Raw genomic sequence first — 25,328 nt, forward strand, 5'->3', positions numbered from 1 at the left:
TGGCTTCATCGGTCGCCGCCGGTAAGCGCCATTGTCACCCCGGCGGCCACCATGTCAGAAACCCGGGTGTTGGCTTCCTGCGTCAGCCCGGCGATATGCGGCGTCAGGATCAGGTTGGGCGCGCCCGCCAGCGGGCTGCCGGCGGGCAGGGGTTCCTGTTCGAACACGTCCAGCGCCGCGCCGCGCAGATGGCCCGTGCGCAGGGCATCCGCCAGCGCGGCCTCGTCCACGATGCCGCCGCGCGAGGTGTTGATCAACACGGCGCCGGGCCGCATGCGCGCGATGCGGCCGGCGTCCATCAACCGCCGCGTGCCGGGCGTGAGCGGCAGGTGCAGGGTGATGGCATCGGCCTGGGCCAGCAGCTCGTCCAGCGGCAGGGCGGTGACGCCGGTCTCCCGCCACGCGGGATGGTCTGGCGGCAGCGCGGCGTCGCAGCCGGCCACGCGCATGCCCAGTCCTTGCGCCAGGCTTGCGGTCAGCCGGCCTATGCCGCCGAAGCCCACGATGCCCAGCATGCGGTTGTGCGCCTCCAACCCCTGCGAGAGCGCGTTGCGCGGCCATGCGCCCGCCGCGACCTCGGCCGTCGACCCGTAGGCGCCGCGCAGCAGCATCAGCATGGCGCCCACGACGTACTCGGCGACAGCGCGCGCGTTGGCGCCGGTGGCCGGTATCACCGCGATGTTGCGCGCGGCGCAACCGTCCAGGTCGATGTTGTCCAGCCCTACGCCCAGGCGGCCCACGGCCCGCAGCCGCGGGGCCGCCTGCAGCAGGGCGGCGTCGACCTTGCTGCGGTTGCGCACGATGAGGGCGTCGGCGTCGGCCGCCGCGGCCAGCAAGGCATCGCGCTGCTCCACCAGTTCGGGCTCGTACCGCACCTTGAACCGCTGGCGCAGCGCGTCGACCGCGGGCGCGTCCATGAACTCGGAAATGAGGATATGCATCGGTTGGGACTCCACGGTGCTCAGGCGATCTGGATGTTGGCGTCGCGGATGATCTTGGCCCAGCGGTCGACCTCGGACTTCAGGTAGGCGCCGAACTCCGCGGGGCCGCGCGGCTGCGGCACGAAGCCCAACTGCAGCAGCGCCTGCTTCATGGCGGGCTGCGAGACCTGGCGCACGATGGCGTCGCCGATGCGCTGCACCAGCTCCGGCGGCGTGCCCGCGGGTGCCAGCACGCCGGTGAAGTTCTCGACGATCAGGTCCGGCAGGCCGGCTTCCTTCACGGTGGGCACGTCGGGCAGGTCCGCGCTGCGTTCGCGGGTGGTGATGGCCAGCGCCCGCAACGAGCCGTTCTTCACGTGCGAGAGCGATTCCGGATAGTTGGAGAACACCACGTCCAGGTGGCCGCCTATCAGGTCGGTGAGGGACGGCGCGCCGCCCTTGTAGGGAATGTGCATCATCGGTACGCCGGTGAGCTTCTGGTACAGCGCCAGGGTGAGGTGCGGCGGCGTGCCGTTGCCGCTGGAGCCGGCCGACAGCGATTTCGAGCGGGCGGCCTTGGCCAGATCGGCCATGCTCTTGATGTCGCTCTTGGCGTTGACCACCACCATGATGGGCGAGGAAGCCAGGCCGGCCAGCGGCGTGAGGTCGCGCGTCAGGTCGTAGCCCGCCTTGCCGGCAAAGAGCGTCGCGTTGGCGGCGTGCGACAGCGTGATCGCCAGCCAGGTGTAGCCGTCCGGAGCGGCATGGGAAACGTGGGCGGCGCCGATGTTGGCGCTGCCGCCGGGCTTGTTTTCCACCACCACGTTCCAGCGTTCGGCGTCGCTTAGCGCTTTGCCGACCTGGCGCGCGGCCACGTCGGTCAGGCCGCCGGGCGGAAAGGGCACCACGTAATTGATCGGACGTTCGGGCCAGGCTTTCTGCGCCAGCGCGCGCTGCCAGGGCGCCAGGGCACAGAGGCCGGCGGCGCCCAGGGCGGCAAGCAGGCGCCGGCGTTGCGCGGCGTCGGGATGGTGATCGTGTTCGCTGTTCATCTGTCTTCCTCCTTGGGGGACGCCCGGGTAGGAATGCAACCGCCTGTGCTGCCGTGGCGGATGTCGCCCGGGTCTGCTGGTGTGGTTCTGAGACGATGCTGCGGGGAAATGCTGGCGGCAGGACGGCGCGTCCGCAATCCTGCTTGCGGACGCGCCGTTGCCAGGGACGACAGGCGCGATTAAGCGCTTTCGAAGATGCGGGTCAGGACGAATTCGCGGTGGCCCAGCGCTTCGGCCGCGGTCCAGCGGCCGTTGGCGGTGGCCAGCATGCATTCCAGCAGCTTGTCGCCGGCCTGGTTCAGGTCGATTTCACGCTGCAGCAGGCCGCTGGTGTCCACGTCGATGTGTTCGGACATGGTGCGCACCGTGCGCGGATTGGCGCAGATCTTGATGACCGGCAGTATCGGGTTGCCGATGACGTTGCCCTGGCCGGTGGGGAAGAAGTGCACGGCGTAGCCCGAGGCCGCGCACAAGGTCACCATTTCGGCCGCGGCGGAGGACGAGTCCATGAACCACAGGCCCGGGCCGTCCGGGATCTCGGCCTTGTCGATCACGCCGTCCACGCGGCATTGCTTGCCGATCTTCTGGATGTTGCCCAGCGCCTTTTCCTCGATGGTGGTCAGTCCGCCCGCGATGTTGCCCTTGGTGGGCTGGGATTCGGACAGGTCGCTGGTCTTCCAGCGGTCGATCATGGCCTGGTAGCGGTTGAACATGAACATGAAGCGCTCGCGCACCGCGTCGTTGGCGCAGCGCTCGGCCACGATGTGTTCGCCGCCGGTGAGTTCCGAGGTTTCACCGAAGACCAGCGTGGAGCCCAGCGCGTACAGCTTGTCGAAAGCGTTGCCCACGGTGGGGTTGGCGCCACAGCCGGAGGTGGTGTCGGATTCGCCGCATTTGGTCGACACCCACAGGTCGGCGATGGGGCATTCGCTGCGCGTCAGGGCCGTGGCGTAGTGCACGAATTCCTTGGCGCAGCGCGAGGCGCGCATGATGGTGTCGTGGTCGCCGTGCAGTTCGATGCTGAAGCCCATGACCGGCTTGCCGGTGGCGGCGATGCCGTCCACCACGCGCTTGGTCCAGCCTTCCTCGATACCGATTACCACCACTGCGGCGACGTTGGGATTGCAGCCGGTGCCGATCAGGGTGCGGAAGTGCAGCTCCAGGTCCTCGCCGAATTGCAGTCGGCCATAGGGATGAGGCAGGGCCATCGTGCCCTTGATGTTGTTGGCCACGGCTTCGGCTGCGGCATTCGAAATATCGTCCACGGGCAGGACGATGACGTGGTTGCGGACGCCGACGCGGCCGTTGTCGCGGCGGTAGCCCTGGAAGGTGGTCGAGGCGGTGAGGATGGACATGGCGGATTCCTGTGCGGGGTGGGGGGCTTACCAGCGCTTGGTCTTGATGTTGTGCACATGGGCGTGCTGGCCGGCCTTGATGGGCTCCACCACGCGGCCGATGTCGACGCCGTACTTGAAGACGGTGTCGCCCACGGCCATGTCCTTCATCGCCACCTTGTGTCCGATGGGGATGTCCTGCGATGCGCGCACGTGGATGATCTTGTCTTCATCCATGATCCAGGCGTTCAGTTCCGTTCCGGCGGTGACTCCTTCCACGACGGCGACCGCCACCGTGTCCTTGGCATCGTGCAATACGGCGTGAATCATTTGTCTTCCTCTCTTGGGCTTGGGGGCGCCCGGCTGGTGCGGCGGCAGGGCGCGGATCGCTACGGCCAGGAAATCTTAGGACCGCGCTTCGTGCGTGTCAACTAAATCATATATATGAATTGTATGACTTGAGCAGGTTCCGTCCCCGCCGCTACACTGTGGGCTCCTGATTTTTGCGATGCACCCATGAACACCAGCCTGTCCTCGACCGTGCCTTTGGGCAGTCCTCTGTACGCGCAGGTCAAGCAGGCCGTGCTGGCCGCGCTGGCGCAGGGCGAATGGAAGCAGGGCGAGGCGATCCCGCCCGAGAAGCTGCTGGCGGAACGTTTCGGCGTCTCCATCGGCACCTTGCGCAAGGCCATCGACGAACTGGCTGCGGAGAACATCCTGGTGCGGCATCAGGGCCGCGGCACCTTTGTGGCCGTGCACACGCGCAACCACCATTTCTTCAAGTTCTTCCGCATCGTGCGGCAGGACGGCGACAAGTCCTATCCCGCGACCGAGCTGCTGCGCTTTCGCCGCGTGCGGGCCTCGGCCATCGCGCGCGAGAAGCTGAACCTGCCCGCCGGCGCCATGGTGTTCGAGTTCCTCAACCTGTTGTCGCTCAATGGCGACGTGGTGATGATGGATGAGATCTGCCTGCCGGAAGCATGCTTTCCGGGCATGACCGAAGCGCACCTGCGCGACCGCGCCAGCACGCTGTATGCGCTGTACCAGGACGTATTCGGCGTCAATGTGATCGCCACCGACGAGCGGCTGCGCACCTGCGTGGCCGAACGCACGCAGGCGCGGGCGCTGGGCGTGGCCGAAGGCAGCCCCTTGCTGGAGATCCGCCGCGTGGCGTTTTCCTACAAGCGGCAGGCGGTGGAATGGCGCATCTCGCGCGTCAACACCGAACGCTACGAGTACCTGGGCCAGGAGCCCTGGGAGGCCGGCGCCTGAATGGCCGCCGCGCGCGCCAGGCGGACCGGATGGGCCGCCGGCCGTTGCGGCGCGCGTCAGCAGTGCTAGAATTCCTGCCGCAGTACAAAATTTTTCGGCGCCGATTTGCCTGATCCGCTTGCGGGCGCCTTCCAATAAATCCAGCTAAAGAGGTCCGTATGACCACTCCTGCCCAAAATTTGGCCGGTGATTCGGCCAGCGGGTTCGTACCCGCAACCGTCACGACTTCCGCTTCCGCTGATCCCGGTTCGGTCGGTCTCGTTGCCCCCACCTTCATCCGTTTCGATGAGCCCCTGTCCTTGCAGAGCGGCCAGTCGCTGGCTGCCTACGAACTGGCGGTCGAAACCTACGGCACGCTCAATGCCCAGCGCAGCAACGCGGTGCTGATCTGCCACGCGCTGAACGCTTCGCACCACGTGGCGGGGCAGGCGGCCGACAATCCCAGCGACGTGGGGTGGTGGGACAACATGGTGGGGCCCGGCAAAGCGGTGGACACCAACGTCTTCTTCGTCATCGGCGTCAACAACCTGGGCTCCTGCTTCGGCTCGACCGGCCCGGCCAGTATCAATCCGGAAACCGGCAAGCCCTGGGGCGCCGCTTTTCCGGTGCTGACCGTCGAGGACTGGGTAAGGGCGCAGGCCAGGGTCGCGGACCACTTCGGCATCGAACGTTTCGCCGCCGTGATGGGCGGATCGCTGGGCGGCATGCAGGCGCTCAGCTGGGCCATTACGTTGCCCGACCGCGTGGCCAATTGCGTGGTCATCGCCAGCACGCCGCGCCTGTCGGCGCAGAACATCGGCTTTAACGAGGTGGCGCGCCGCGCCATCATCACCGATCCGGATTTCCACGGCGGCGACTACTACGCGCAGGATACCGTGCCGCGCCGCGGCCTGTCGGTGGCGCGCATGCTTGGCCACATCACCTACCTGTCCGACGACGACATGGCCGAGAAGTTCGGCCGCGCCCAGCGCGCGCCGGCCGAGAACGGCGCGTACCACTACGGCTACGACGTCGAGTTCGAGGTGGAGTCGTACCTGCGCTATCAGGGTGAGAAATTCACCCGTTATTTCGACGCCAACACCTATCTGCTGATTACGCGCGCGCTGGACTACTTCGACCCGGCGCGCACCACCGGCGGCGATTTGGCCCGCGCGCTGGCTCCGGCCAAGGCCGATTTCCTGCTGGTGTCGTTCTCGACCGACTGGCGCTTCCCGCCGGAGCGTTCGCGCGAAATCGTGCGTGCGTTGCTGAAGAATGCCAGCCCCGTGACCTACGCCGAGATCGACGCGCCGCACGGCCACGACGCCTTCCTGCTGGAAGACGCGCGCTACCATGCCGTGGTTCGCGGCTATTACGAACGCATCGCGCGCGAGCTCGGGCTCGGCGTTGCCGCCCAGACCGAAGGACGTTCCGCATGACTCCCGTGACTCCCCGACCCGCGCACAGCGTCTTGCGGCCCGACCTGGCGCGCATCGCCAGCTGGATCGAGCCCGGCAGCCGCGTACTGGACCTGGGCTGCGGCGACGGCGCGCTGCTGGCGCATCTGCGCGACCACCGGCAGGTGCGGGGCGCGGGCGTGGAACTGGACGACAACTGCGTCATCGCCTGCGTGCGGCGCGGCGTTGAAGTGATCCAGCAGAACCTGGAAGACGGGCTGGCGCTGTTCGACGACAAGCAGTTCGATACCGTGGTGCTGTCGCAGACCCTGCAATCGATGCATCGCACCGAGCACATCCTGCGCGAAATGGCACGGGTGGCGCGCTACGGCGTGGTGTCGTTTCCCAACTTCGGTTACTGGCCGCACGGCTGGGCCATCCTGCGCGGCCGCATGCCGGTGACGGGCCAGATGCCCTACCAGTGGTACAACACGCCGAACATTCACTTGTGCACGCTGCGCGACTTCGAGCAGCTGGCCGGCGAATTGCGCCTGTCCATCCTGGAACGCGCCACCTTCAACGAAGGACGCGAGGTCAAGCTGCTGCCCAGCTGGCGCAGCACCCTGGCGGTGTACCGCTTCGCGTCGCCCTGACATTCCGACACGCCTGCTGCCTGCGGCGCGGGCGCATAGGCCCTAAAATGCCGCAAGCCTGCGGCCGCCAGCGGTGCGCTGGCGCGTTGTTTTAGGAGACCGTCATTACCGCTGCATCCAACGTCTATACCAGCCCCCGCGTGGCCCCCTTGCTGGTCCTGGGATTCGCCAGCGGATTGCCTCTGGCCCTGACCAGCGGCACCTTGCAGGCCTGGGCCACGGTGGAAAACGTGCCGCTGCAGCAGATCGGTTTCCTGACCCTGGTGGGCAGCGCCTATACCCTCAAGTTCCTGTGGGCTCCCTTGGTGGACCGCTACGCGCCGCCCTTGCTGGGGCGGCGGCGCGGCTGGATGCTGCTGACGCAGTTGCTGCTGGCCGTGGCCATCATGGCGATGGGCGCCTTGTCGCCTTCGTCCGCCTTGCAGACGCTGGCTCTGCTGGCCGTGCTGGTGGCGTTTCTGTCGGCCACGCAGGACATTGCTTTCGATGCCTATTGCACGGACGTGCTGCGCAAGGATGAGCGCGGCGCCGGCGCGGCCATCAAGGTCATGGGCTACCGGCTGGCGATGATCGTGTCGGGCGGGCTGGCGCTGATCCTGGCGGACCAGTGGATAGGCTGGGGCAATACCTATGTGCTGATGGGCGGGCTGATGCTGTTGTGCGCGTTGGCGACCTTCTGGGCGCCCGAACCCGAGCACGTCGCCCGACCGCCGCGTACGCTGCGCGAGGCCGTGGGCGAGCCTTTGCGGGAATTCTTCACGCGGCGCGGCGCGCTGGCGGTGTTGCTGCTGATCGTGCTGTACAAGCTGGGCGACGCGTTCGCGGGGGCTTTGTCCACCACCTTCCTGATCCGCGGCGCGGGCTTCACGCCGACGGAAGTGGGTACGGTGAACAAGGTGCTGGGGCTGGCCGCCACCATCATCGGCGCACTGGCGGGCGGGTCGCTCATGTCGCGCTGGGGCCTGTACCGGTCGCTGATGGCGTTCGGGCTGCTGCAGGCGGTGTCGAATCTGGCGTACTGGCTGATCGCCGTCAGTCCCAAGAACCTCTGGCTGATGGCCGCGGGCGTGGGAATCGAGAACCTGTGCGGCGGCCTGGGCACGGCGTCCTTCGTTGGCCTGCTAATGGCGTTGTGCCGCCAGCAGTTTTCGGCGACCCAGTTCGCGCTGCTGTCGGCGCTGTCGGCGGTGGGCCGGACCTACCTGGCCGGCCCTCTCACGCCGCCGCTGGTGGAAGCCATGGGCTGGCCGGGTTTCTTCCTGCTGACCGTGGCCATCGCGTTGCCGGGCCTGGTGCTGCTGCATCTGCTGCGCGGCACGATAGAAACCATGGAGAAGCAGGGCGATCAGGCCCCGGCTTGAAGCCGGCGGGTCCAAAAAAACGGCGCCGAGGCGCCGTTTTTTCATGGCCGGACCGGGGTTTATTCCTCGCCGAGCAACCTGACGATCAGCACGTCGCTGGGCAGCGACTCCAGCAGCCGTTCGGCCACGCTGCCGATGGCGGTGCGCAGGATGCCGGTGCGGCCATGGGTGCCCGTCACGACCAGATCGGAACGGTGGTTGAAGGAGTATTCCGACAGCACGGTTTCCGGCTGGCCGCATTCCAGCACCACCTTGGGTGCGGCGACCTGGGCGAGTTCGGGCGTTTCGGCGATGAAGTCCTGGGCGCTCTGCTCGGCCGCCTTGTAGAAGCTGCGCGTGATGGCGTCATCCGGCGTGTTCTTGCCCTGGAAGGGGACGTCGTAGGAGTGGAACAAGGTCAGGTCCGCGTTCGGCACCAGGTGCAGCGCGGCGCGCAGCGCCTGGCGCGAGCCGGCGGAGAAGTCCGTGGCGACCAGCACGTCGCGGTAGGGCCGGCGCGGACGGGTCTTGACCACCAGTACGGGCTGGCGTGCCTGGCGGGCCAGCTTTTCGACCGTGGTGCCCAGCAGCAGGCGGCCCAGGGTTTCATCGCGCGCGGTGCCGGTGACGATCAGCGAGCAGCCGTAGCTGTCGGCGGTTTCCATGATGCGGACCAGCGGATCGCCGCTGACCACCACCACTTCGGTCGCCACGTCGGCGGCGGCCAGGTCCTCGGCCAGCTCGCGCTCGGCCAGCGCCTTGTGGTCCGTCGACAGGCGCCGCCACACGGGCGTGGTCAGGCGAGCCGGCGTGGCATGGGATTCCATGACATGCAGGACGATGAGCTTGGTGTTGAGTTCCTTGGCCAGCTGCAGCGCGCGGTCCAGGGCGCGGTCGCCGCGCGCGCTCAGGTCGGTCGCCAACAGGATGGGGCCAGTTTGCTGTGTCATACGTTCTCTCCCGGTTGTGGTTGGACCGCCGACTCCCGCGTGCGTCGCTCCAGCCGTTCCGCCCTCGCGGGCCTTATCCCCATTCTCGCGCGGCTGCGCGGAAGGGGACTTGATAGATATCAACGCAAAGTCGAGGGTAAGGGATGGCGGGCGCGCAGGCAATGGCCGTCCGCTACCCCGCCGCCTTAATACAATGGGGCCAGTTCAACTCCCTGCCTGCCCATGTTTCCGGATCTGTCTCCCGCCTTGCTGCACACGCTGTATCTTGTCGCCATCGTGGCGGAAGCGATGACCGCGGCGCTTTCGGCCGGCAGGCGCGACATGGACTGGATGGGCGTCTGCATCATTGCCTGCGTGACGGCCCTGGGCGGCGGTTCCCTGCGCGACGTGCTGCTGGGGCATTACCCGCTGACCTGGGTGGTCCATCCCGAGTATCTCTGGATGACAGCGGGCGCGGCGATCTTTACGGCCCTGATCGCGCCGGTCATGCGGCGCCTGCGCAGCCTGTTCCTGCTGGCCGATGCGCTGGGCCTGGTGGCGTTCACGGTCATCGGCTGCCAGGTGGCGCAGCTGATGCAGCTGCCGATCACGGTGGTGCTGATCAGCGGCATGATCACCGGCTGCGCCGGCGGGGTGCTGCGCGATGTGCTGTGCAACGAGGTGCCGCTGCTGTTCCGCAAGGAGCTCTATGCCAGCGTGTCCTTCGTGACCGGCGGGCTGTACCTGGGCTCGCAGGCCTTGGGCCTGTCCGCCAACGCCGCGGTGCCGATCGCGCTGGCCGCGGGCCTGGCGGTGCGCCTGCTGGCCCTGCGCTTCAATTGGCAGATGCCGAAGTTCGTGTATCGGGACGACTGGGACTGAAGCAGGGCGGCAGGGCGCTCTGCAACAATTTTCTTATTTATGTTTCAAGAGATTTCTAGTATCTTCACGAAGTCTCATACCATGCATTGCGCAGTACAAGGGGAGCCGATTGGACGTTAAAGCGCCCGCCACGATTCCGTATTTCCTGCAGGAACAGATTCGTGAATTGATCGTGGACGGCACCATCCGTCCCGGCCAGCCGCTGCGCGAACAGGAGCTGGAGCAGCGTTTCGGCACCAGCCGCAGCCCGATCCGCGAAGCGCTGCGCCTGCTGGAGCTGAGCGGCCTGGTCACCCATATCCAGCGCAAGGGCTTCAGGGTCACCCTGTACACCGAGGCGCAGATCCGTCATCTGTACCAACTGCGCGCCGAACTCGAGGCCTATTGCATCCGCCAGGCGGCGGAAGCGGCCGACCAGGCGCCGCTGCTGGCTGAGCTGCGCCTTCATGACGCCGCCATCGGGGCGGCATTGGCGTCGGGTGATGGACGCGCCGCCATTGCCTCGGCCTGCGCGTTCTATCTGGCTGCGGCCCGCAGCACGGGCAATACCCCGCTTGCGGGCATGCTCAGCAAGCTTTACGAACAGATCGAACCGTTGCGCTACCTGTTGGCCAGGCAGGCGCTGCCGTTCACCGGCATCCAGGCCTGCACCAGCGGCGTTATCGAAGCGTTGGCCGGCCGCGACGTCGAGCGCGCTGCCAACCTGACGCGCAGCTATCTGGCGGACGTGCTGCCCAGCGTGGCGCAGGCGTATCGCCAGGCCGCGCTGCAGGACGCGGAAGAACCGCAGCCGCGCTACGCACGCGCCTGAGCCGGCCGCGCCTCGCCAGCCGCGCCTATTCCCTCGGTGGGGTGCGGACTTCTATGCCGGCCTGTTCCAGCGCCTTGCGGATGCCGTCGGCGAAGATCAGCGCGTTCGGCTGGTCGCCATGGATGCACAGCGTGTCGGCCTGCACCGCCACGTCCTTGCCGTCCACCGAACGCACCTTGCCTTCGCGCACCATGCGTACTACCTGCGCCACCGCCTGATCCAGGTCTTCGATCATCGCGCCAGCGCGGCTGCGCGGCGTGAGCGAGCCGTCGTCCTGGTAGGAGCGGTCGGCGAAGACCTCGTTGGCGGCGGCCAGGCCGATGGAACGGGCCGCGTCGATCAGTTTGCTGCCGGCCAGTCCGTACAGGATCAGCGAGGCGTCCACGTCCTTGACCGCCTGGCAGATCGCGCGCGCCAGCCCTTCGTCCTTGGCGGCCATGTTGTAAAGCGCGCCGTGCGCTTTCACATGGTGCAGCCGCGCGCCTTGCGAGGCGGCCACGCCGGCCAAGGCGCCGATCTGGTAGACCACGATGTCGTAGGCTTCGTCGGGGCTGATCTGGATGACGCGGCGTCCGAATCCGGCCAGATCCTGCAGGCTGGGGTGCGCGCCCAGCGCCACGCCGCGCGCCAGCGCGGCCGCCACGGTCTTGCGCATGGTGGCCGGGTCGCCGCCATGGAAGCCACAGGCGATATTGGCGGAGCTGACGAACTGCAGCACCGCGGCGTCGTTGCCCATGGTCCAGGCGCCATAGCTTTCGCCCATGTCGCAGTTCATGTCGATGCGGGTGGTCATGGCAAATTCCTTTCTAGGCGAGGAGCGCGCGCAACGGCGCCAGCGCGTCCTGCAATTGCGTGAAGGCGCGCTCGCGTTCGCCGTCCAGGCGCTGCGCTTCTTCCAGTTCGATCAGCTGGAAGCGCAGCGTCTGGCCCGGTGCGCACTGCGCCAGGACGGGCAGGTCCACCGTGGCGATCTGCGCGATCTTGGGGTAGCCGCCGGTGGTCTGCCGGTCGGCCATGAGGATGATGGCCTCGCCGCCCGAAGGCACCTGCACGGTGCCGAAACACGCGGCTTCCGACAGCATCTGACGCGGCTGGCTCATGGCCAGCGCGGGGCCCAGCAGGCGGTAGCCCATGCGGTCGGACTGCGGGCTGATGCGGAACTCCGCGCCGCCGCCAAAGGCCTGGCGGGTGGCCTCGGAGAATTCCTCCCAGTGCATGCCGGGCAGGAAACGGATGAACTCGCGGCGCTTGGCGCCCAGCGCCGCCGGCAGGTAGACGCGCTGGTTCCACAGCGCTTCCTGCAAGGCGTCGAGGTCGCGGCCAGCGGCCAGCGGCGCATGCAGCGGCACCTGGTCGCCCTTGGCCAGCGCGCGTCCCTGGAAGCCGCCGAAGCCGCTGCGCAGGTAGGTGCTTTCGCTGCCCATGACGCGCGGCAGCGCAAAGCCGCCGTGCACCGCGAGATAGCCGCGCACGCCCACGGCCGGCCTGGCGCCGAAGGCCAAGGTGTCGCCCGTCCGCGCCACCAGCGGGCGGTGGACGGGAATGTCCTGGCCGTTGAGCGTGGCGCCAAGGTCGGCGCCAGCCAGCGCGAAGCAGGCCGCGGCGTCAAAGCGCAGGGTAGGACCCGTCAGGGTTATTTCCAGCGTGGCGTGTTCGTCTTGATTGCCGGCCAGCGCGTTGGCCAGCCGGTGCGCGCGCTCGTCCATGGCGCCCGCGGCGGGGATGCCCTGATGCTGGTAGCCCTCGCGGCCGCGGTCCTGGAAGCTGGACAGCATGCCGGGCTTGATCACGGTCACGCTCATGGCCGGGTTCCCCGGATGCGGTTGAAGTCCTCGGGGCTGATGGGCACGAAGCGGACCGAGTCGCCGGGTTGCAGCAGGGCGGCGGGTTCGCGGGCCGGGTCGAACATGGTGAGCGGCGTGGCGCCGATGATGTTCCAGCCGCCGGGCAGGCGGTTCGGGTAGATCACGGTCTGCCGGTTGGCGACCGCCACGGCGCCGGGCGGCACCGCGGTGCGCGGCGAGGCGCGGCGCGGGATATTCAGTTTTTCGTCGTGCACGCCCAGATAGGCGTGGCCGGGCGCGAAGCCCAGCATGAAGACCATGCTGCGCGGCTGGCTGTGCAGCTGGATGACGCCTTCGGGAGTGAGGCCGGCGGCGTCGGCCACTTCGGCGAGGTCGGGGCCATGTTCGCCGCCGTAGCAGACCGGGATGTCGATCTCGCGTCCGCCCAGGGCGTCCGCGGCGATGCCTTCGGACAATAGTTGTCCGATGCGCTCGGCCAGTTGCGGGTAGGTGGGGCCGCCGCTGGCGCCGGGGCGGTAATGCACCGCCACCGCGACGAAGGAAGGCACCACATCGGTCACGCCGGCAAGCCGCGCGTCGCGCAGCTTGCCGGCCGCGGCCAGACAGGTCCTGCCGACATCGGCGTCGATCTGGTCGCCAAAGGAAACGATCAGGCAGCGGTCACCCTGGGGCAGGATGCGCCAGGAGGTTTCGGCCGGAGAAGGAGGTTCTGAATTTGCGTTCAACGACACGAAACCTGTAGAGACGGATTACTTGGCGAACAGGGAATCCAGGTTCTTGAACGCCTTGAATTCCAGCGCGTTGCCCGACGGATCCAGGAAGAACATGGTGGCTTGTTCGCCCACTTCACCCTTGAAGCGGATGTAGGGCTCGATGACGAATTCGGTGCCGGCGTCGGTCAGACGCTTCGCCATCGCTTCCCATTGTTCCATGGAAAGCACCGCGCCGAAATGGCGCACCGGCACATTGTGCGAGTCCACGGCGCTGGTGGCCTTGTGGCCGCATTCGCCGGGAGCCAGGTGGGCGACGATCTGGTGGCCGTAGAAGTTGAAGTCGATCCATTCGGGCGAGCTGCGGCCCTCCGGACAGCCCAGTTTTTCGCCATAGAAGGCGCGGGCTTCGGCCAGGTCGCGGACCGGGAAGGCGAGGTGGAACGGCGGCAGGTTGGTTTGAGCGGTCATGGAAGGCTCCGGGTCAGGCAAAGAAAAAATGATCAGTCAGATTGCGAGCCATCGCAAGTTTGGACGGCCTAGCATCGATGGGTAGTTTAGGTATTGTTTTTTTGATTGAAAAACGATATTTTTTGCTACTTAGCATCGAAATAACTGATCGTGATCAAAGAGTTCAAGACCTTCATCGCCGTGGCGCGGGACGGCACCTTTACCGGCGCCGGCGCCCGGCTGGGCCTGACCCAGTCTGCCGTCAGCGCCCAGATCAAGCGCCTGGAGGATTACCTGGGCGGGCCGCTGTTCGACCGTAGCGCGCGCGCCGCGGTGCTGAATGCGCACGGCCGCGAAGTGCTGCCGCAGGCGGAAGAACTGGTCGCCATGGCCGAGCGGATGATTACCGCTGGCGGGGCGGGCCATGTCAGCGGCTTGCTGCGCATCGGCGCCATCGCGTCGGTGCAGCAGGACCTGCTGGCGCGCGCGCTGGGCGGATTTCGCGCGGTCTATCCGGATGTGCGGGTGCGCATCGTGCCAGGTGTGTCGCTGTCGCTCCTGGGGCAGGTGGATGCGGGCGAGGTGGACATGGCCATGCTGATCAAGCCGCCCTTCGCTCTGCCGCCCGAACTCGGCTGGCAGCCCCTGCTGCGTGAACCGGTGATGCTGGCCATGCCCGCTTCCATGCCCATCGCGCCCTGGCGCGAACTGCTGGCAAGCCAGCCCTTCATCCGCTACGACCGCGCGTCATTCGGCGGGCGCGTGGTGGACCTGTTCCTGAAGAAGCATCGCATCCCGGTGCGCGAGGCTGTGGAGCTGGACGAGATCGACGCCATCGCCAACATGGTGCGGTTGGGGCTGGGCGTGGCGCTGTTGCCGCAGCTGCGGCGGCTGGACATGACCGGCTTGCGGCTGTTGCCGCTGGGGGAGGCGGCGTTCCACCGCGAGATCGGCCTGATAGGCCGGCTGCCGTTCGATGCCGGCAGCGTGCAGGAGAAGATGGCGGAATGCCTGGCGGCCGCCGCGGCAGAGTCTTGAGCCGTTTGGCGGGCGGCGCATGACGCGCTGCCCGCCACGGCGGCGGTGGCTTACAGCCGGTCGCAGCGGACCGTGATGGGGTGGCTGCGCAGCGTGGACATCACGACGTCGTTGACTTCGCCTTCCACGTCGGTGATCACATAGCCGATCTGGCCGCGGGTCTGCAGGGTCTGGCTGACGATGTTCAGGCCGTGCTGCGCCATCAGGTTGTCCAGCGTGCCCAGCGCGCCCGGGGCGTTGCGGTGCACGTGCAGGATGCGCGTGCCGCCGGCGGGCTCCAGATACGGCAGCTCGGGGAAGTTGACCGCGCCCTTGGTGGTGCCGGCCTGCAGGAAGCGCACCAGCTTCTCGGCCACTTCCCGGCCGATGTTCTCTTGCGATTCCTGCGTGCTGCCGCCGATGTGCGGGGTCAGGATCACGTTGGGCAGGCCGATCAGCGGGCTGGCCAGCGGCTCGTCCGCGCCCTTGGGCTCGGTCGGGAACACGTCCAGCGCGGCGCCGGCCAGATGGCCGGATTTCAGCGCCGCATGCAGCGCGTCGATATCCACCACCGTGCCGCGCGAGGCGTTGATCAGGATGGCGCCACGGCGCATGCGGCCGATGGTTTCCGCGTTCATGATCTTTTCGGTGGTCTTGCCGCCCGGCACGTGCAGGGTCACCACGTCGGCCTGCTCCAGCAGCTCGTTGAGCGTGGCGGCGGGCCGGGCATTGCCCAGCGGCAGCTTGGCTTCGACGTCGTGATAGACGACGCGCATGCCCAGGCCTTCGGCCAGCGTGCTGATCTGCGAGCCGATGTTGCCGTAGCCCACGATGCCCAGCGTCTTGCCGCGGGTCTCGAATGCGCCCGCGGCGCTCTTGTCCCAGTGGCCCAGGTGCACGCGGGCGTTCTTTTCGGGAATGCGGCGCAGCAGCAGGATGGCTTCGCCCAGCACCAGTTCGGCCACCGAGCGGGTGTTCGAGAACGGTGCGTTGAACACCGGGATGCCGCGCTGCATGGCCGCGTCCAGGTCGACCTGGTTGGTGCCGATGCAGAAGCAGCCCACGACGCGCAGGTCGGGGTTGCCGGACAGCAGGGCGGCATCCAGGTGCGTGCGAGAACGGATCCCCGCCACCTGAGCGCCGCGCAGGGCGTCGCTCAATTGCGACGCCGGCAAGGCGGCCGCATGCGTGACGATGTCGGAGTAGCCGGCGGCTTCAAAAACAGCGCGGGCGCTCGGGTGGATGTTCTCGAACAGGACGATTTGTGCCATGACAGCCTGAGGGGTGGGTGAGGAATCCGTTTTATTGATTGTGGCCCATTTTTGCTGCAGTGCAAGGAGTAGCCATTGAGGCGGCATGGATGAATTGTTTCAGGCGCACAAACGATACGGGCATCGCCACAAAGAGCGATGCCCGGACAGAACCTGAAGGTTCGCGCGTTAACGGTAGGCCTGGAACACCTTGGCGCCGCCCTGCTTGTCCACCAGGACCACGTCATGCGGCGTCTTGCGGCCGCCGTATTCGGGGCCGTCCATGCCGGGGGAGCCCAGCGGCATGCCTGGCGCGGCCAGGCCGGCTGCGTCGGGCTTTTCGAGCAGCAGGCGGCGCACGTCGCTGGCCGGGACGTGGCCTTCGATCGCGTAGCCTTCGACGGCCGCGGTGTGGCACGAACCGTAGTTGGCCATGCCGGCGTTGCGGCGGATGGGGCCAGTGTCCTGGACGTCGTGGGTGGTGACGGCGAAGCCGTTGTCGCGCATGTGCTTGACCCAGTCTTCACAGCAGCCGCAGGTCGGGGTCTTCCAGACCTCGACCTTGACGGGCGTCTGGGCGGTGGCGAAAACGGGCGCGCACAGGGCCGCGGCAAGGGCCAGGCGGCGCGTAAGACGGGAAAGGTTCATGATGCTCCGTTGCGGGACGATGTGATTGCAAGCGTACTGTAGAGGAACGGGGGTGACCCCATTCTGTCCCGCACATTACGATTTTGTAATGTTGTCCGCGGTGGCATGGCCCTCCGGCGCGCGCAGCGTGATGCCGACCACGGTGCCATGCGCGCCCGAGGCCGCGTCGACCTCGCCGCCATGCATGCGCGCGATGGCGCGCACGATGGCCAGGCCCAGGCCGTGGCCTTCGCTGCGCGGCGCGCGCGCCTGGCTGGAGCGGAAGAAGCGGTCGAAGATGCGGGGCAGGTCCGTCGGCGGGATGGGCGGGCCTGGGTTGCGCACTTCCACCCGCGCGCCCGCGGGCGAAGCCGAGCAGGTCAGCACGATTTCGCCGCCCCGGGGCGTGGCCTTGATGGCGTTGGAAATCAGGTTCGCCAGCGCGCGCCGCACCAACCCGGCGTTGGCGGCCACGGTGGCGTCGCCTGCGCAGCGCAGATGCACGCCGCTTTCTTCCAGCGTGGCTTCGTAGTATTCGGCCACGCGTCGCGCTTCGGCGGCCAGCGATACTGGCGCCAGGTCCGCGGCCCGTTCGCCGCGGTCGGCGCGCGCCAGGAACAGCATGTCGTTGACCAGGGTCTTCAGGTCTTCCAGCTCTTCAAGGTTGGATTCCAGCGCATCGCGCAGTTCTGCCGCGTCGCGCGGCGACGACAGCATGACCTGCGTGCCGTTGATCAGCGTGGCCAGCGGCGTGCGCAGCTCGTGCGCCACGTCGGCATTGAAGCCTTCCATCTGCTGGTAGGCGGCCTGCAGGCGTTCCAGCGTGCGGTTGAAGGAACGGACCAGCTCGTGCAATTCGCGGTCGGTGTCTTCCAGCGGCAGGCGCCGCGCCAGATTGTCGGGCTGGATGCTGGCCGCCTGCTCGGACAGCCTGCGCGCCGGCGCCATGCTGCGCCTGACGGCCCAGGCCGCCAACACCACGGTCGCGCCGACCCACAGCGCGCAGATCAGCACCAGCGCGGTGCCATAGGCATACAGGAACTGCGAACTGGTGCGCGTGCTGACCGCCACGGTCAGTTGCGCGCCGGGCAGGATGCGGTCGTTCATGGCGACCCGCAGGCCGCGCATGCGGCCGCCGTCGGCGGTCTGCAGCACGACCTGCCTGCCGTCGCCGGTCGCCAGCGTTTCGGGAGCGGGGCCGCCGTACACGGAGTGGCCGTGCGCATCCACGATCCAGATGCCCAGCTGGCCTTCGCCCGCGCGCATCTCGTCGAAGGTGGCGGCCAGGTCTTTCAGGCCGCGGGCGTTGTTCTGCATGTCGATCAGGTGATCGATCAATTCCAGCTTGCCGCTGACTTCGGTGATTTCCTGCCGTTCCACTTCGCGCTTGAGCGCCCAGAACAGCGTGGCTCCCGCCAGGCTGGACACAAGCAGGGCGATGGCGCCCAGCAGCAGCGTCAGCCGCGCCTGCATGGAACGCATGCGCAGCGGCTTCATGCCGGGCGGCTATCCGCGGGGCGCGATTCCAGCACGTAGCCCATGCCGCGCACTGTATGCAGCAACTTGGTGTCGTAGGGGTCGTCCAGCTTGCTGCGCAGCCGCCGCACCGCCACGTCGATGACGTTGGTGTCGCTGTCGAAGTTCATGTCCCAGACCTGCTCGGCCAGGGTGGTGCGCGACAGCACCTGGCCCTGGCGGCGCAGCAGCAGGGCCAGCAGATTGAATTCCTTGGCGGTCAGGTCCAGGCGGCGGCCGCCGCGTTGGGCGCGCCGGCGGGCCAGGTCCAGTTCCAGGTCGGCCAGGCGCAGCAGGGTGGGTTCCTGAGAACGTCCGCGGCGTAGCAGCGCCTGCACCCGCGCGAGCAGTTCCGAAAAGGCGAAAGGCTTGACCAGGTAGTCGTCGGCGCCGCCTTCCAATCCGCGCACGCGGTCCTCGACGGCGTCGCGCGCGGTCAGCATCAGGATGGGCGTGTCCTTCTGTTCGCGCACCGCGGCCAGCACGCCGAAGCCATCCACGCCCGGCAGCATCACGTCCAGCACGATCAGGTCGTAGACGCCTTCCAGCGCCAGATGCAGGCCGTCCACGCCGTCGCGAGCCAGGTCCACGACGTGGCTTTGCTCCGACAGGCCCTTCTTGAGGTAGTCGGCCAGTTTGGGTTCGTCTTCGATGACCAGGATGCGCATGGCAGGAAATTTACCATCCGCGCTGCGTCAGGTCCGGCGGACGGCTCAGGCCGGGCTGTCGATGGCGATGCGGTCGGGCGGAAAGCGCAGGGCGAACACGCTGCCCTTGCCGGGTTCGCTGGTGATCAGCAGTTCGGCGTCGTGGCGCATGGCGATGTGCTTGGTGATCGCCAGCCCCAGGCCGGTGCCGCCCACCGCGCGCGAACGGCCGCGGTCCACGCGGTAGAAACGCTCGGTCAGGCGGGGCAGGTGGCGCGCGGGGATGCCGATGCCGGTGTCCTGCACGCTGTAGCGCGCGCCGCCGTCTTCCTCGCGCTCCCAGCGCACGGTGATGGTGCCGCCGTCCGGCGTGTAGCGCACCGCGTTGGTCAGCAGGTTGGACAGGGCCGAGGTCAGTTCGGTTTCGGCGCCCAGCACGTCCAGGGATTCATCGATGTGCCACTCCAGCACGTGGCGGCCGCCCGACAGGGCCTCGATCTGCTGGCGCGCCTTCTGCAGCAGCGCGCCCATGTTGACCGCGCGCGGGTCGCTGCCCGGCGAGGATTCCAGCGTGGACAGGGTCAGCAAGTCTTCGACGATGGCCTGCATGCGCTGGGCCTGCTCGTGCATCATGTCGATGTACTGCTCGCGTTGTTCGGCGGGCAGGGCGTCGGCGGGCATGTCGCGCAGGGTTTCCAGAAAACCCGCCAGTACCGTCAGCGGCGTGCGCAATTCGTGCGAGACATTGGCCACGAAGTCGCGGCGCGTGGTTTCCAGGCGTTCGATCTGGGTGACGTCGCGCGTGATCAGCAGGCGCTGGTTGCTGGCGTAGGCCGTCAGTTGCATCATCATCAGCCGCTCCTGGCCTTGCTGGCCCAGGCGTACCAGTATGGGCTCGGGCCAGGACGGACGGTGCGCATATTCGACGAATTCGGGCGCGCGCAGCAGGTTCAGCAGGTTATGGCCGCGGTCGGCCGGCAGGCGCAGGCCCAGGTGCTGGCGCGCCATGCGGTTGCACCAGTCGATCTGGAAATCCTCGTTCAGCGTCACCGCGCCGTCCGGCAGCGCTTGCGCCGCGGCCAGCATGCCCTGCATGGTGTTCTGGGTTTCGTTCAGTTCGCGGGCCCGGGCGCGGGTGTAGCGGTACAGCGGCGCGAGGATGTCGTCCCAGGGACCGACCGAAGCCGGCGGCGAGGTATCGGGGTGGTTGGCCCAGTGGGACACCAGGTGCAGGCGCCAGCTGCGCCAGAGCAGCATGGCGGCCAGCGCGAAGGAAAACAGTATCCAGCCCGCCGGGTCTCCTATGAGCCATTGGGCCAGTAATGCGGCAACCGCCCACAGGGCGACCAGGAAAAGAGTGCGCAGCCAGATCATCGTGCGGGAGTTTTTACCGCGTCGGGAGCTGGGCAGTAAACCGGTAGCCGCTGCCGCGGACCGTTTCCACGTGCGCGTCGTGGCCGCTGGGTTCCAGCGCTTTGCGCAGGCGGCGGATGTGTACATCGACCGTGCGCTCTTCCACGAAGACGTGGTCGCCCCAGACCTGATCCAGCAGCTGGGAACGCGAGAACACGCGTTCGGGGTGCGTCATGAAAAAGTGCAGCAGGCGGAATTCGGTGGGGCCGATCTGCAGCGACTGGCTGTTGCCCGACAGGCGATGCGTCACCGGATCCAGCTTCAGGCCGCCCACGTCGATCACGTCGTCGGTCAGCTGGGGGGCGCGGCGGCGCAGCACGGCCTTGATGCGCGCCATCAGCTCCTTGGGCGAGAAGGGCTTGGTAATGTAGTCGTCGGCGCCGGCTTCCAGGCCGTCGACTTTGTCCTGCTCGGAACCCTTGGCGGTCAGCATGATCACCGGCACGGCGCGGGTGCGCTCGTCGTTGCGGAGTTTGCGCGCCATGGCCAGGCCGGAGGTGCCGGGCAGCATCCAGTCCAGCAGGATCAGGTCGGGAAGTTCGGCGCGGATCAGGGTCTGGGCCTGGTCGGCGTCGAAGGCGCGCAGCACCTTGTGTCCGGCGAAGGACAGGTTGACGGCGATCAGTTCCTGGATGGCGGGTTCGTCTTCGACGACGAGGATGGTGCTGGACATGGCGGATTGGGCACACTTCTGAGCGCCGGCGCGGCGCGAACATTGCGATAGTATGGCCGCAATATTTCAGGTATGTGACCGCCGGGCGTCATTGTCCGCGTCCGCCGGCCGCCCGCGGGAGCCCGATAGGCTACCATTGAACGATATATCGGGAATTCACCATGCAAAACCCCTCCGAATCGCAACATTCCGCGGATTCCGCCTCGCAATCGACCCATTTCGGCTTCCAGACGGTGCCGGAAGGCGAAAAGGCCCGCAAAGTCGCCGAAGTATTCCATTCGGTCGCCCAGCGCTACGACGTCATGAACGATTTCATGTCGGCCGGGCTGCATCGCGTCTGGAAGGCGTTCACCATCGGCCGCGCCGCCATCCGCCCCGGCATGAAGGTGCTGGACATTGCCGGCGGCACGGGCGATCTGGCAAAGGCCTTCGCCAAGCGCGCCGGCCCCACGGGCGAGGTCTGGCTCACGGACATCAACGACTCCATGCTCCGCGTGGGCCGCGACCGCCTGACCGATGCCGGCCTGCTGGTCCCCACCGCCGTGTGCGACGCCGAGCGCCTGCCGTTCCCCACCGGCCATTTCGACCGCGTCAGCGTGGCTTTCGGTCTGCGCAACATGACCCACAAGGACCGCGCCCTGGCTGAAATGACCCGGGTGCTGAAGCCGGGCGGCAAGCTGCTGGTGCTGGAATTTTCGCGCGTGGCCAAGCCGCTGGCCCCCGCCTACGACTGGTATTCCTTCAATGTGCTGCCCTGGCTGGGCAAGAAGGTCGCCAAGGACGAAGCCAGCTACCGCTATCTGGCCGAATCCATCCGCATGCACCCCGACCAGGAAACCCTGGCGGACATGCTGCGCACGGCCGGGCTGGAACGGGTGCAGTACTTCAACCTGACCGCCGGCATCGCCGCTCTGCACGAAGGCGTGAAGCTGGGCTGATCCGCCCCGGCCATCCGGATTTTTCGCCGCCCTGCGGGAACTTGTGGGGCGGCGTCTTGTCCGTTATTCTTACGGTATTCAGATTAATGTAAGAAAAGTCGCGACGAAGGTCCCGCGGTCCGTGGGACTTCCTGCTGCTCGGGGCGGCAGGAGCGCGAGTACGAGGGAGCAAACCTATGTCCAAATTCTGTCTTTCGCGGTTTGTCGCCGCGGCGCTGATCGCCGTTTCCGGCGCGGCACTGGTGACGGCGTCGTTTGACGCCGAAGCCCGCCGTGCGGGCGGCGGCAGCAGCGTCGGCCGACAATCCTCCAACGTGACCCAGCAGCGCCAGGCGACCACGCCGCCGACCGCCGCCAGCAACACGGCGGGCGCTACCGCCGCTCCGGCAGCCGCCGGCGCGGCCACGGCCGGCGCTGCCACTGCGGGCGCCGCCGCCAAGAGCGGCGCTTCGCGCTGGCTCGGCCCCATCGCCGGCATCGCCGCCGGCCTGGGTATCGCCGCGCTGCTCTCCAGCATGGGCCTGTCGGGCGCTTTCGCCGAGTTCCTCGGCTCCGCGCTGCTGATCGCCGCGGTCGTGTTCGCCGTCATGTTCATCATCCGCCGCCTGCGCGGCGCCGGTCCGCGCACTGCCACGCAGGGCGCGTTCGGTGGCGCCAACAACGCGCCGGGCCAGCAGCAACAGCAGCCGATGTGGCGTGAAACGCTGAAGCCGGCGGCTCCTGCTGCAGCGGCTCCGGTTGCCGCCGCCGCGGCGCCGGCCGCGATGCCCAAGATGGGCGACGACAACAACTGGTTCGTGCCGGGTGACTTCGATACGCCCAACTTCCTGAAGCAGGCCAAGGAGCAGTTCGTGCGCATCCAGGCCGTCTGGGACAGCGGCAGCACCGATGGCCTGCGCGAGTTCCTGACCGACGACCTGATCACCGAGCTCAAGCCGCAGCTGGCCGAGCGCGGCGCGGCGCCCAACAAGACCGAAGTGGTCCTGCTGAACGCTGAAATGCTGGGCATCGAAACCGTGTCCGACGGCCACCTGGCCAGCGTGCGCTTCTCCGGCATGCTGCGCGAAGCGCCGGGCGCCGAGGCCTTCCGCTTCGAGGAAGTCTGGAACCTGTTCAAGCCCGCCAATGGCGGCTGGCTGCTGGCAGGCATCCAGCAGATCCCGGTGGATCTCGCCAGCTAAGCCTGGCCGGCCGGGGCCGATCCCCACCTCCGTTGCGGATGCCGCAAGGCATCTGTTTGAACCGGCCCTTACAGGGCCGGTTTTTCCATGTGCTTGCGCAAAACACCCAGCCATCTAACCCGTTACACTCCCGATTTACCCATTAACTTCCGCAACCCCCGCAATCGGGGCCGTTGCAGACCGCCATGCTGCCTCTTCCGTTCCTGCCCACCCCCTCGCGACTGGCTGTAAGCGCGCTCAACGCCCTGTTGCGGCGCGAGGACTGGGCGCGCGCGCGCCTGGTCCGGCATGCGGGCAAGACGGTGCGTTTCGCGCTGGGCGGCTTCAGCCTGGGCCTCACCATCGATAGCGAAGGCCTGGCGGCCCAGGCCGATGCGGCCGTGGTGCCCGACGTGACCCTGACGGTCGCGCCCGAAAAACTGCCGCTGCCGCGCCTGGGCGCGGACCGCGAGCGCCCCGATTTCGCCGAGGCCACCCATATCTCGGGCGACGCGGCGCTGGCGCAGGTGGTGTCGGACCTGTCCACGCAGCTGCGCTGGGATCCGGAGGACGCGCTGGCCCGGGTGGTGGGCGACATCGCCGCGCTGCGCCTGGTGGGTGGCGCGCGCGCGGCCGCCGGCGGCGCGCGCACGGCCAGCCTGAGACTGGCCGAGAACGTGTCCGAGTACCTGTCCGAGGAAAGCGGCATGCTGGCCAGCCGGCCCGCGCTGGAGCAGTGGCGGCTGGACCTGGCCGAGCTGAACGCCCGCGCCGATGCGCTGGCCCGCTCGGCCGCCGCGCTGCAAACCCGCCTGGCATCCGCCAGCGCAAAGCGGGGCGCCTGATACATGTTTCCCCTGCTGCGCCTTTTCCGCATCATTCTGGTTTCGCTGCGCTACGGCCTGGATGAGCTGGTGCTCTCCAGCCTGAACCATCCGCTGGCCACCTGCCTGCTGCGCGTCATCCGCCTGGGCACGCGTCCGCGCAAGCCGCGCGGCTTGAGGCTGCGCCTGGCGCTGGAGTCGCTGGGCCCCATCTTCGTGAAGTTCGGACAGGTGCTGTCCACCCGCCGCGACCTGATCCCCGCCGATATCGCCGACGAACTGGCGCTCTTGCAGGACCGCGTGCCGCCGTTCCCCTCGGCGCAGGCCGCGGCCTGCATCGAGGCGGCGCTGGGCGCGCCGCCCGAGAAGCTGTTCGCGCAGTTCGAAGTGGATCCGGTGGCCTCGGCCTCGATCGCGCAGGTGCACTTTGCCGTGCTGCACGACGGCCGCGAGGTCGCGGTCAAGGTGCTGCGCCCGGGCATGCTCAGCATCATCGAGAAAGACCTGTCGCTGCTGAAAGTGGTGGCGCGCATCATCGAACGCCTGGGCGCCGACGGCCGCCGCCTGAAGCCGCGCGAAGTGGTGGCCGAATTCGACAAGTACCTGCACGACGAGCTGGACCTGGTGCGAGAAGCGTCCAATTGCAGCCAGTTGCGCCGCAACTTCGGCCCCGAGTCCGGCCGCGGCGACATGCTGATCGTGCCCGAGGTGATCTGGGAATACACGGCATCCACGGTCTTCACCATGCAGCGCATGTACGGCATGCCGGTGGGCCAGGTGGAGCGCATGCGCGAGGCCGGCATCGACATCCCGACGCTGGCGCGCACCGGCGTGGAGATCTTCTTCACCCAGGTCTTCACCGACGGCTTCTTCCACGCCGACATGCACCCGGGCAACATCTACGTGTCCGACCGTCCGGAAACGCTGGGCAGCTACATTGCCCTGGACTTCGGCATCGTGGGCTCGCTGTCCGAGTTCGACAAGAATTACCTGGCGCAGAATTTCCTGGCCTTCTTCCACCGCGATTACCGCCGCGTGGCGCAACTGCACATTGAATCGGGCTGGGTGCCGCCCGATACGCGCGAAGAAGAACTGGAGGGCGCCGTGCGCGCCGTCTGCGAACCGTACTTTGACCGGCCATTGTCGGAGATCTCGCTGGGGCAGGTGCTCTTGCGGCTGTTCCAGACCTCGCGCCGGTTCAATGTGGAGATCCAGCCGCAGCTGGTCCTGTTGCAGAAGACCCTGCTGAACGTTGAAGGATTGGGCCGCCAGCTCGATCCCAACCTGGATCTCTGGAAGACCGCCAAGCCCTATCTGGAACGCTGGATGCGTCAGCGCGTCGGATTCAAGGGGCTGCGGCAGAGCCTGGAAAAAGAAGCCGCGCAGTGGTCGCAAATGCTGCCTGCTTTGCCCAGGCTGGTCCATGACCACCTGAGCCGTCCCAACGTCTCGCCCGCCTTGCTGGCCGAGATGATCCAGTTGCGGCGGGCCCAGGAACAGAACAACCGGCTGGTTGCAGCGCTGGTTGGGGTGGCCGCGGTTGCCATCGGGGTCGCGATATGGGCCTTGACCCGATAGGCGGCGCGATGATCTAGACGGTATCTGTCATGTTTCATTCATGAAACGGTCATCATAGCTTCGCGGTACACGGCGAAAAATAGCGCTGCGGTGGATGAATGCAGCGCCCTCGCCGGCAGCGCGCGCGCCATTCTTAATCTCTATATCTATAG

26 protein-coding genes and 1 riboswitch are annotated in these 25,328 nt (G+C 67.5%); of the genes, 11 read left to right on the forward strand and 15 right to left on the reverse strand.

Annotation, left to right across the window (positions count from 1 at the left end):
- Positions 1-5 precede the first annotated feature (5 nt).
- The 4 genes from DXK93_RS31315 to DXK93_RS31330 all read right to left on the reverse strand — a co-directional run bounded on the left by DXK93_RS31315 (position 6) and on the right by DXK93_RS31330 (position 3,636).
- The gene (locus DXK93_RS31315) at positions 6-941 is read right to left on the reverse strand and encodes a hydroxyacid dehydrogenase (protein WP_054455031.1); all 936 of its coding nucleotides are present in this window, start codon (positions 939-941) and stop codon (positions 6-8) included.
- A 20-nt stretch (positions 942-961) separates the two neighbouring features.
- Positions 962-1,972 carry a tripartite tricarboxylate transporter substrate binding protein gene (locus DXK93_RS31320; protein WP_054455029.1) on the reverse strand — a complete coding sequence of 337 codons (1,011 nt, stop codon included), beginning with the start codon at positions 1,970-1,972 and terminating at the stop codon, positions 962-964.
- Between the two features lie 179 nt (positions 1,973-2,151).
- A complete protein-coding gene (locus DXK93_RS31325; protein ID WP_119452171.1) occupies positions 2,152-3,327 on the reverse strand; it encodes a UxaA family hydrolase in 1,176 nt (391 codons plus the stop codon).
- Positions 3,328-3,354: 27 nt separating this feature from the next.
- A complete protein-coding gene (locus DXK93_RS31330) occupies positions 3,355-3,636 on the reverse strand; it encodes a UxaA family hydrolase (RefSeq protein WP_042795507.1) in 282 nt (93 codons plus the stop codon).
- Between the two features lie 186 nt (positions 3,637-3,822).
- Here DXK93_RS31330 and DXK93_RS31335 point away from each other — a divergent pair, with 186 nt between their 5' ends.
- The 4 genes from DXK93_RS31335 to DXK93_RS31350 all read left to right on the forward strand — a co-directional run bounded on the left by DXK93_RS31335 (position 3,823) and on the right by DXK93_RS31350 (position 7,968).
- The gene (locus DXK93_RS31335) at positions 3,823-4,578 is read left to right on the forward strand and encodes a GntR family transcriptional regulator (RefSeq protein WP_054455025.1); all 756 of its coding nucleotides are present in this window, start codon (positions 3,823-3,825) and stop codon (positions 4,576-4,578) included.
- 87 nt (positions 4,579-4,665) lie between these two features.
- Positions 4,666-4,747, forward strand: a riboswitch (SAM riboswitch).
- Entirely contained in the window at positions 4,737-5,996 is a 1,260-nt protein-coding gene (locus DXK93_RS31340) for a homoserine O-acetyltransferase (protein ID WP_181953334.1), read from the forward strand. It overlaps the preceding riboswitch by 11 nt.
- On the forward strand, positions 5,993-6,607 hold the full coding sequence (gene metW / locus DXK93_RS31345) for a methionine biosynthesis protein MetW (RefSeq protein WP_054455023.1): 615 nt from the start codon (positions 5,993-5,995) through the stop codon (positions 6,605-6,607). The genes DXK93_RS31340 and metW overlap by 4 nt, the downstream gene beginning before the upstream one ends.
- Positions 6,608-6,711: 104 nt before the next feature.
- Positions 6,712-7,968: a muropeptide transporter gene (locus DXK93_RS31350; protein ID WP_119452172.1), complete on the forward strand. Its 1,257-nt coding sequence runs from the start codon at positions 6,712-6,714 to the stop codon at positions 7,966-7,968.
- A gap of 59 nt (positions 7,969-8,027) precedes the next feature.
- On the opposite strand, the gene DXK93_RS31355 is transcribed toward DXK93_RS31350, so the two are convergent.
- Positions 8,028-8,897: a universal stress protein gene (locus DXK93_RS31355; protein WP_054455020.1), complete on the reverse strand. Its 870-nt coding sequence runs from the start codon at positions 8,895-8,897 to the stop codon at positions 8,028-8,030.
- A gap of 222 nt (positions 8,898-9,119) precedes the next feature.
- Here DXK93_RS31355 and DXK93_RS31360 point away from each other — a divergent pair, with 222 nt between their 5' ends.
- Together DXK93_RS31360 and DXK93_RS31365 are read left to right on the forward strand one after the other, a co-directional pair.
- Positions 9,120-9,758, forward strand: a complete 639-nt coding sequence (locus tag DXK93_RS31360) for a trimeric intracellular cation channel family protein (RefSeq protein ID WP_054455018.1) — start codon at positions 9,120-9,122, stop codon at positions 9,756-9,758.
- 109 nt (positions 9,759-9,867) lie between these two features.
- Complete coding sequence (locus tag DXK93_RS31365; RefSeq protein WP_054455016.1) at positions 9,868-10,569, forward strand: GntR family transcriptional regulator; 702 nt, start codon at positions 9,868-9,870, stop codon at positions 10,567-10,569.
- A gap of 25 nt (positions 10,570-10,594) precedes the next feature.
- Here DXK93_RS31365 and DXK93_RS31370 read toward each other — a convergent pair whose 3' ends face one another.
- Genes DXK93_RS31370 through DXK93_RS31385 form a run of 4 tightly spaced genes read right to left on the reverse strand, consistent with a single transcriptional unit; the run spans position 10,595 to position 13,555 of the window.
- Positions 10,595-11,362 carry a LamB/YcsF family protein gene (locus tag DXK93_RS31370; protein ID WP_054455014.1) on the reverse strand — a complete coding sequence of 256 codons (768 nt, stop codon included), beginning with the start codon at positions 11,360-11,362 and terminating at the stop codon, positions 10,595-10,597.
- Positions 11,363-11,375: 13 nt separating this feature from the next.
- Positions 11,376-12,371 carry a biotin-dependent carboxyltransferase family protein gene (locus DXK93_RS31375; RefSeq protein WP_054455012.1) on the reverse strand — a complete coding sequence of 332 codons (996 nt, stop codon included), beginning with the start codon at positions 12,369-12,371 and terminating at the stop codon, positions 11,376-11,378.
- Positions 12,368-13,099 (reverse strand): 5-oxoprolinase subunit PxpB, encoded by a 732-nt coding sequence (gene pxpB / locus DXK93_RS31380; RefSeq protein ID WP_119452173.1) that lies wholly within the window; start codon positions 13,097-13,099, stop codon positions 12,368-12,370. The genes DXK93_RS31375 and pxpB overlap by 4 nt, the downstream gene beginning before the upstream one ends.
- Before the next feature lie 24 nt (positions 13,100-13,123).
- Entirely contained in the window at positions 13,124-13,555 is a 432-nt protein-coding gene (locus DXK93_RS31385) for a VOC family protein (protein ID WP_054455008.1), read from the reverse strand.
- Between the two features lie 150 nt (positions 13,556-13,705).
- Between DXK93_RS31385 and DXK93_RS31390 the strand changes: the two genes are divergently transcribed.
- Positions 13,706-14,572 carry a LysR family transcriptional regulator gene (locus DXK93_RS31390; protein ID WP_119452174.1) on the forward strand — a complete coding sequence of 289 codons (867 nt, stop codon included), beginning with the start codon at positions 13,706-13,708 and terminating at the stop codon, positions 14,570-14,572.
- A 50-nt stretch (positions 14,573-14,622) separates the two neighbouring features.
- On the opposite strand, the gene serA is transcribed toward DXK93_RS31390, so the two are convergent.
- The 6 genes from serA to phoB all read right to left on the reverse strand — a co-directional run bounded on the left by serA (position 14,623) and on the right by phoB (position 20,676).
- Positions 14,623-15,822: a phosphoglycerate dehydrogenase gene (gene serA, locus DXK93_RS31395; RefSeq protein WP_054455006.1), complete on the reverse strand. Its 1,200-nt coding sequence runs from the start codon at positions 15,820-15,822 to the stop codon at positions 14,623-14,625.
- A gap of 168 nt (positions 15,823-15,990) precedes the next feature.
- The gene (locus DXK93_RS31400) at positions 15,991-16,449 is read right to left on the reverse strand and encodes a DUF411 domain-containing protein (RefSeq protein ID WP_054455004.1); all 459 of its coding nucleotides are present in this window, start codon (positions 16,447-16,449) and stop codon (positions 15,991-15,993) included.
- Between the two features lie 75 nt (positions 16,450-16,524).
- Positions 16,525-17,925 carry a heavy metal sensor histidine kinase gene (locus DXK93_RS31405; protein ID WP_119452175.1) on the reverse strand — a complete coding sequence of 467 codons (1,401 nt, stop codon included), beginning with the start codon at positions 17,923-17,925 and terminating at the stop codon, positions 16,525-16,527.
- Entirely contained in the window at positions 17,922-18,611 is a 690-nt protein-coding gene (locus DXK93_RS31410; RefSeq protein ID WP_054454998.1) for a heavy metal response regulator transcription factor, read from the reverse strand. Before DXK93_RS31410 ends, DXK93_RS31405 begins: the two co-directional genes overlap by 4 nt.
- A gap of 45 nt (positions 18,612-18,656) precedes the next feature.
- Entirely contained in the window at positions 18,657-19,964 is a 1,308-nt protein-coding gene (gene phoR, locus DXK93_RS31415) for a phosphate regulon sensor histidine kinase PhoR (protein WP_054454997.1), read from the reverse strand.
- A 13-nt stretch (positions 19,965-19,977) separates the two neighbouring features.
- Positions 19,978-20,676 carry a phosphate regulon transcriptional regulator PhoB gene (phoB, locus tag DXK93_RS31420; RefSeq protein ID WP_006227196.1) on the reverse strand — a complete coding sequence of 233 codons (699 nt, stop codon included), beginning with the start codon at positions 20,674-20,676 and terminating at the stop codon, positions 19,978-19,980.
- 161 nt (positions 20,677-20,837) lie between these two features.
- Between phoB and ubiE the strand changes: the two genes are divergently transcribed.
- From ubiE to ubiB, 4 genes are all read left to right on the forward strand, one after another.
- Entirely contained in the window at positions 20,838-21,614 is a 777-nt protein-coding gene (ubiE, locus tag DXK93_RS31425) for a bifunctional demethylmenaquinone methyltransferase/2-methoxy-6-polyprenyl-1,4-benzoquinol methylase UbiE (protein ID WP_054454995.1), read from the forward strand.
- A 176-nt stretch (positions 21,615-21,790) separates the two neighbouring features.
- Positions 21,791-22,795 (forward strand): Tim44 domain-containing protein, encoded by a 1,005-nt coding sequence (locus DXK93_RS31430; RefSeq protein WP_119452176.1) that lies wholly within the window; start codon positions 21,791-21,793, stop codon positions 22,793-22,795.
- Positions 22,796-22,980: 185 nt separating this feature from the next.
- Positions 22,981-23,619, forward strand: coding sequence for an SCP2 domain-containing protein (locus DXK93_RS31435; RefSeq protein WP_119452177.1), 639 nt, complete (start codon positions 22,981-22,983; stop codon positions 23,617-23,619).
- 3 nt (positions 23,620-23,622) lie between these two features.
- Positions 23,623-25,176, forward strand: a complete 1,554-nt coding sequence (gene ubiB, locus DXK93_RS31440; RefSeq protein WP_054454990.1) for a ubiquinone biosynthesis regulatory protein kinase UbiB — start codon at positions 23,623-23,625, stop codon at positions 25,174-25,176.
- Positions 25,177-25,328: the final 152 nt, after the last annotated feature.

Source organism: Achromobacter sp. K91 (assembly GCF_003576205.1).
Lineage (GTDB): Bacteria > Pseudomonadota > Gammaproteobacteria > Burkholderiales > Burkholderiaceae_B > Achromobacter > Achromobacter aegrifaciens.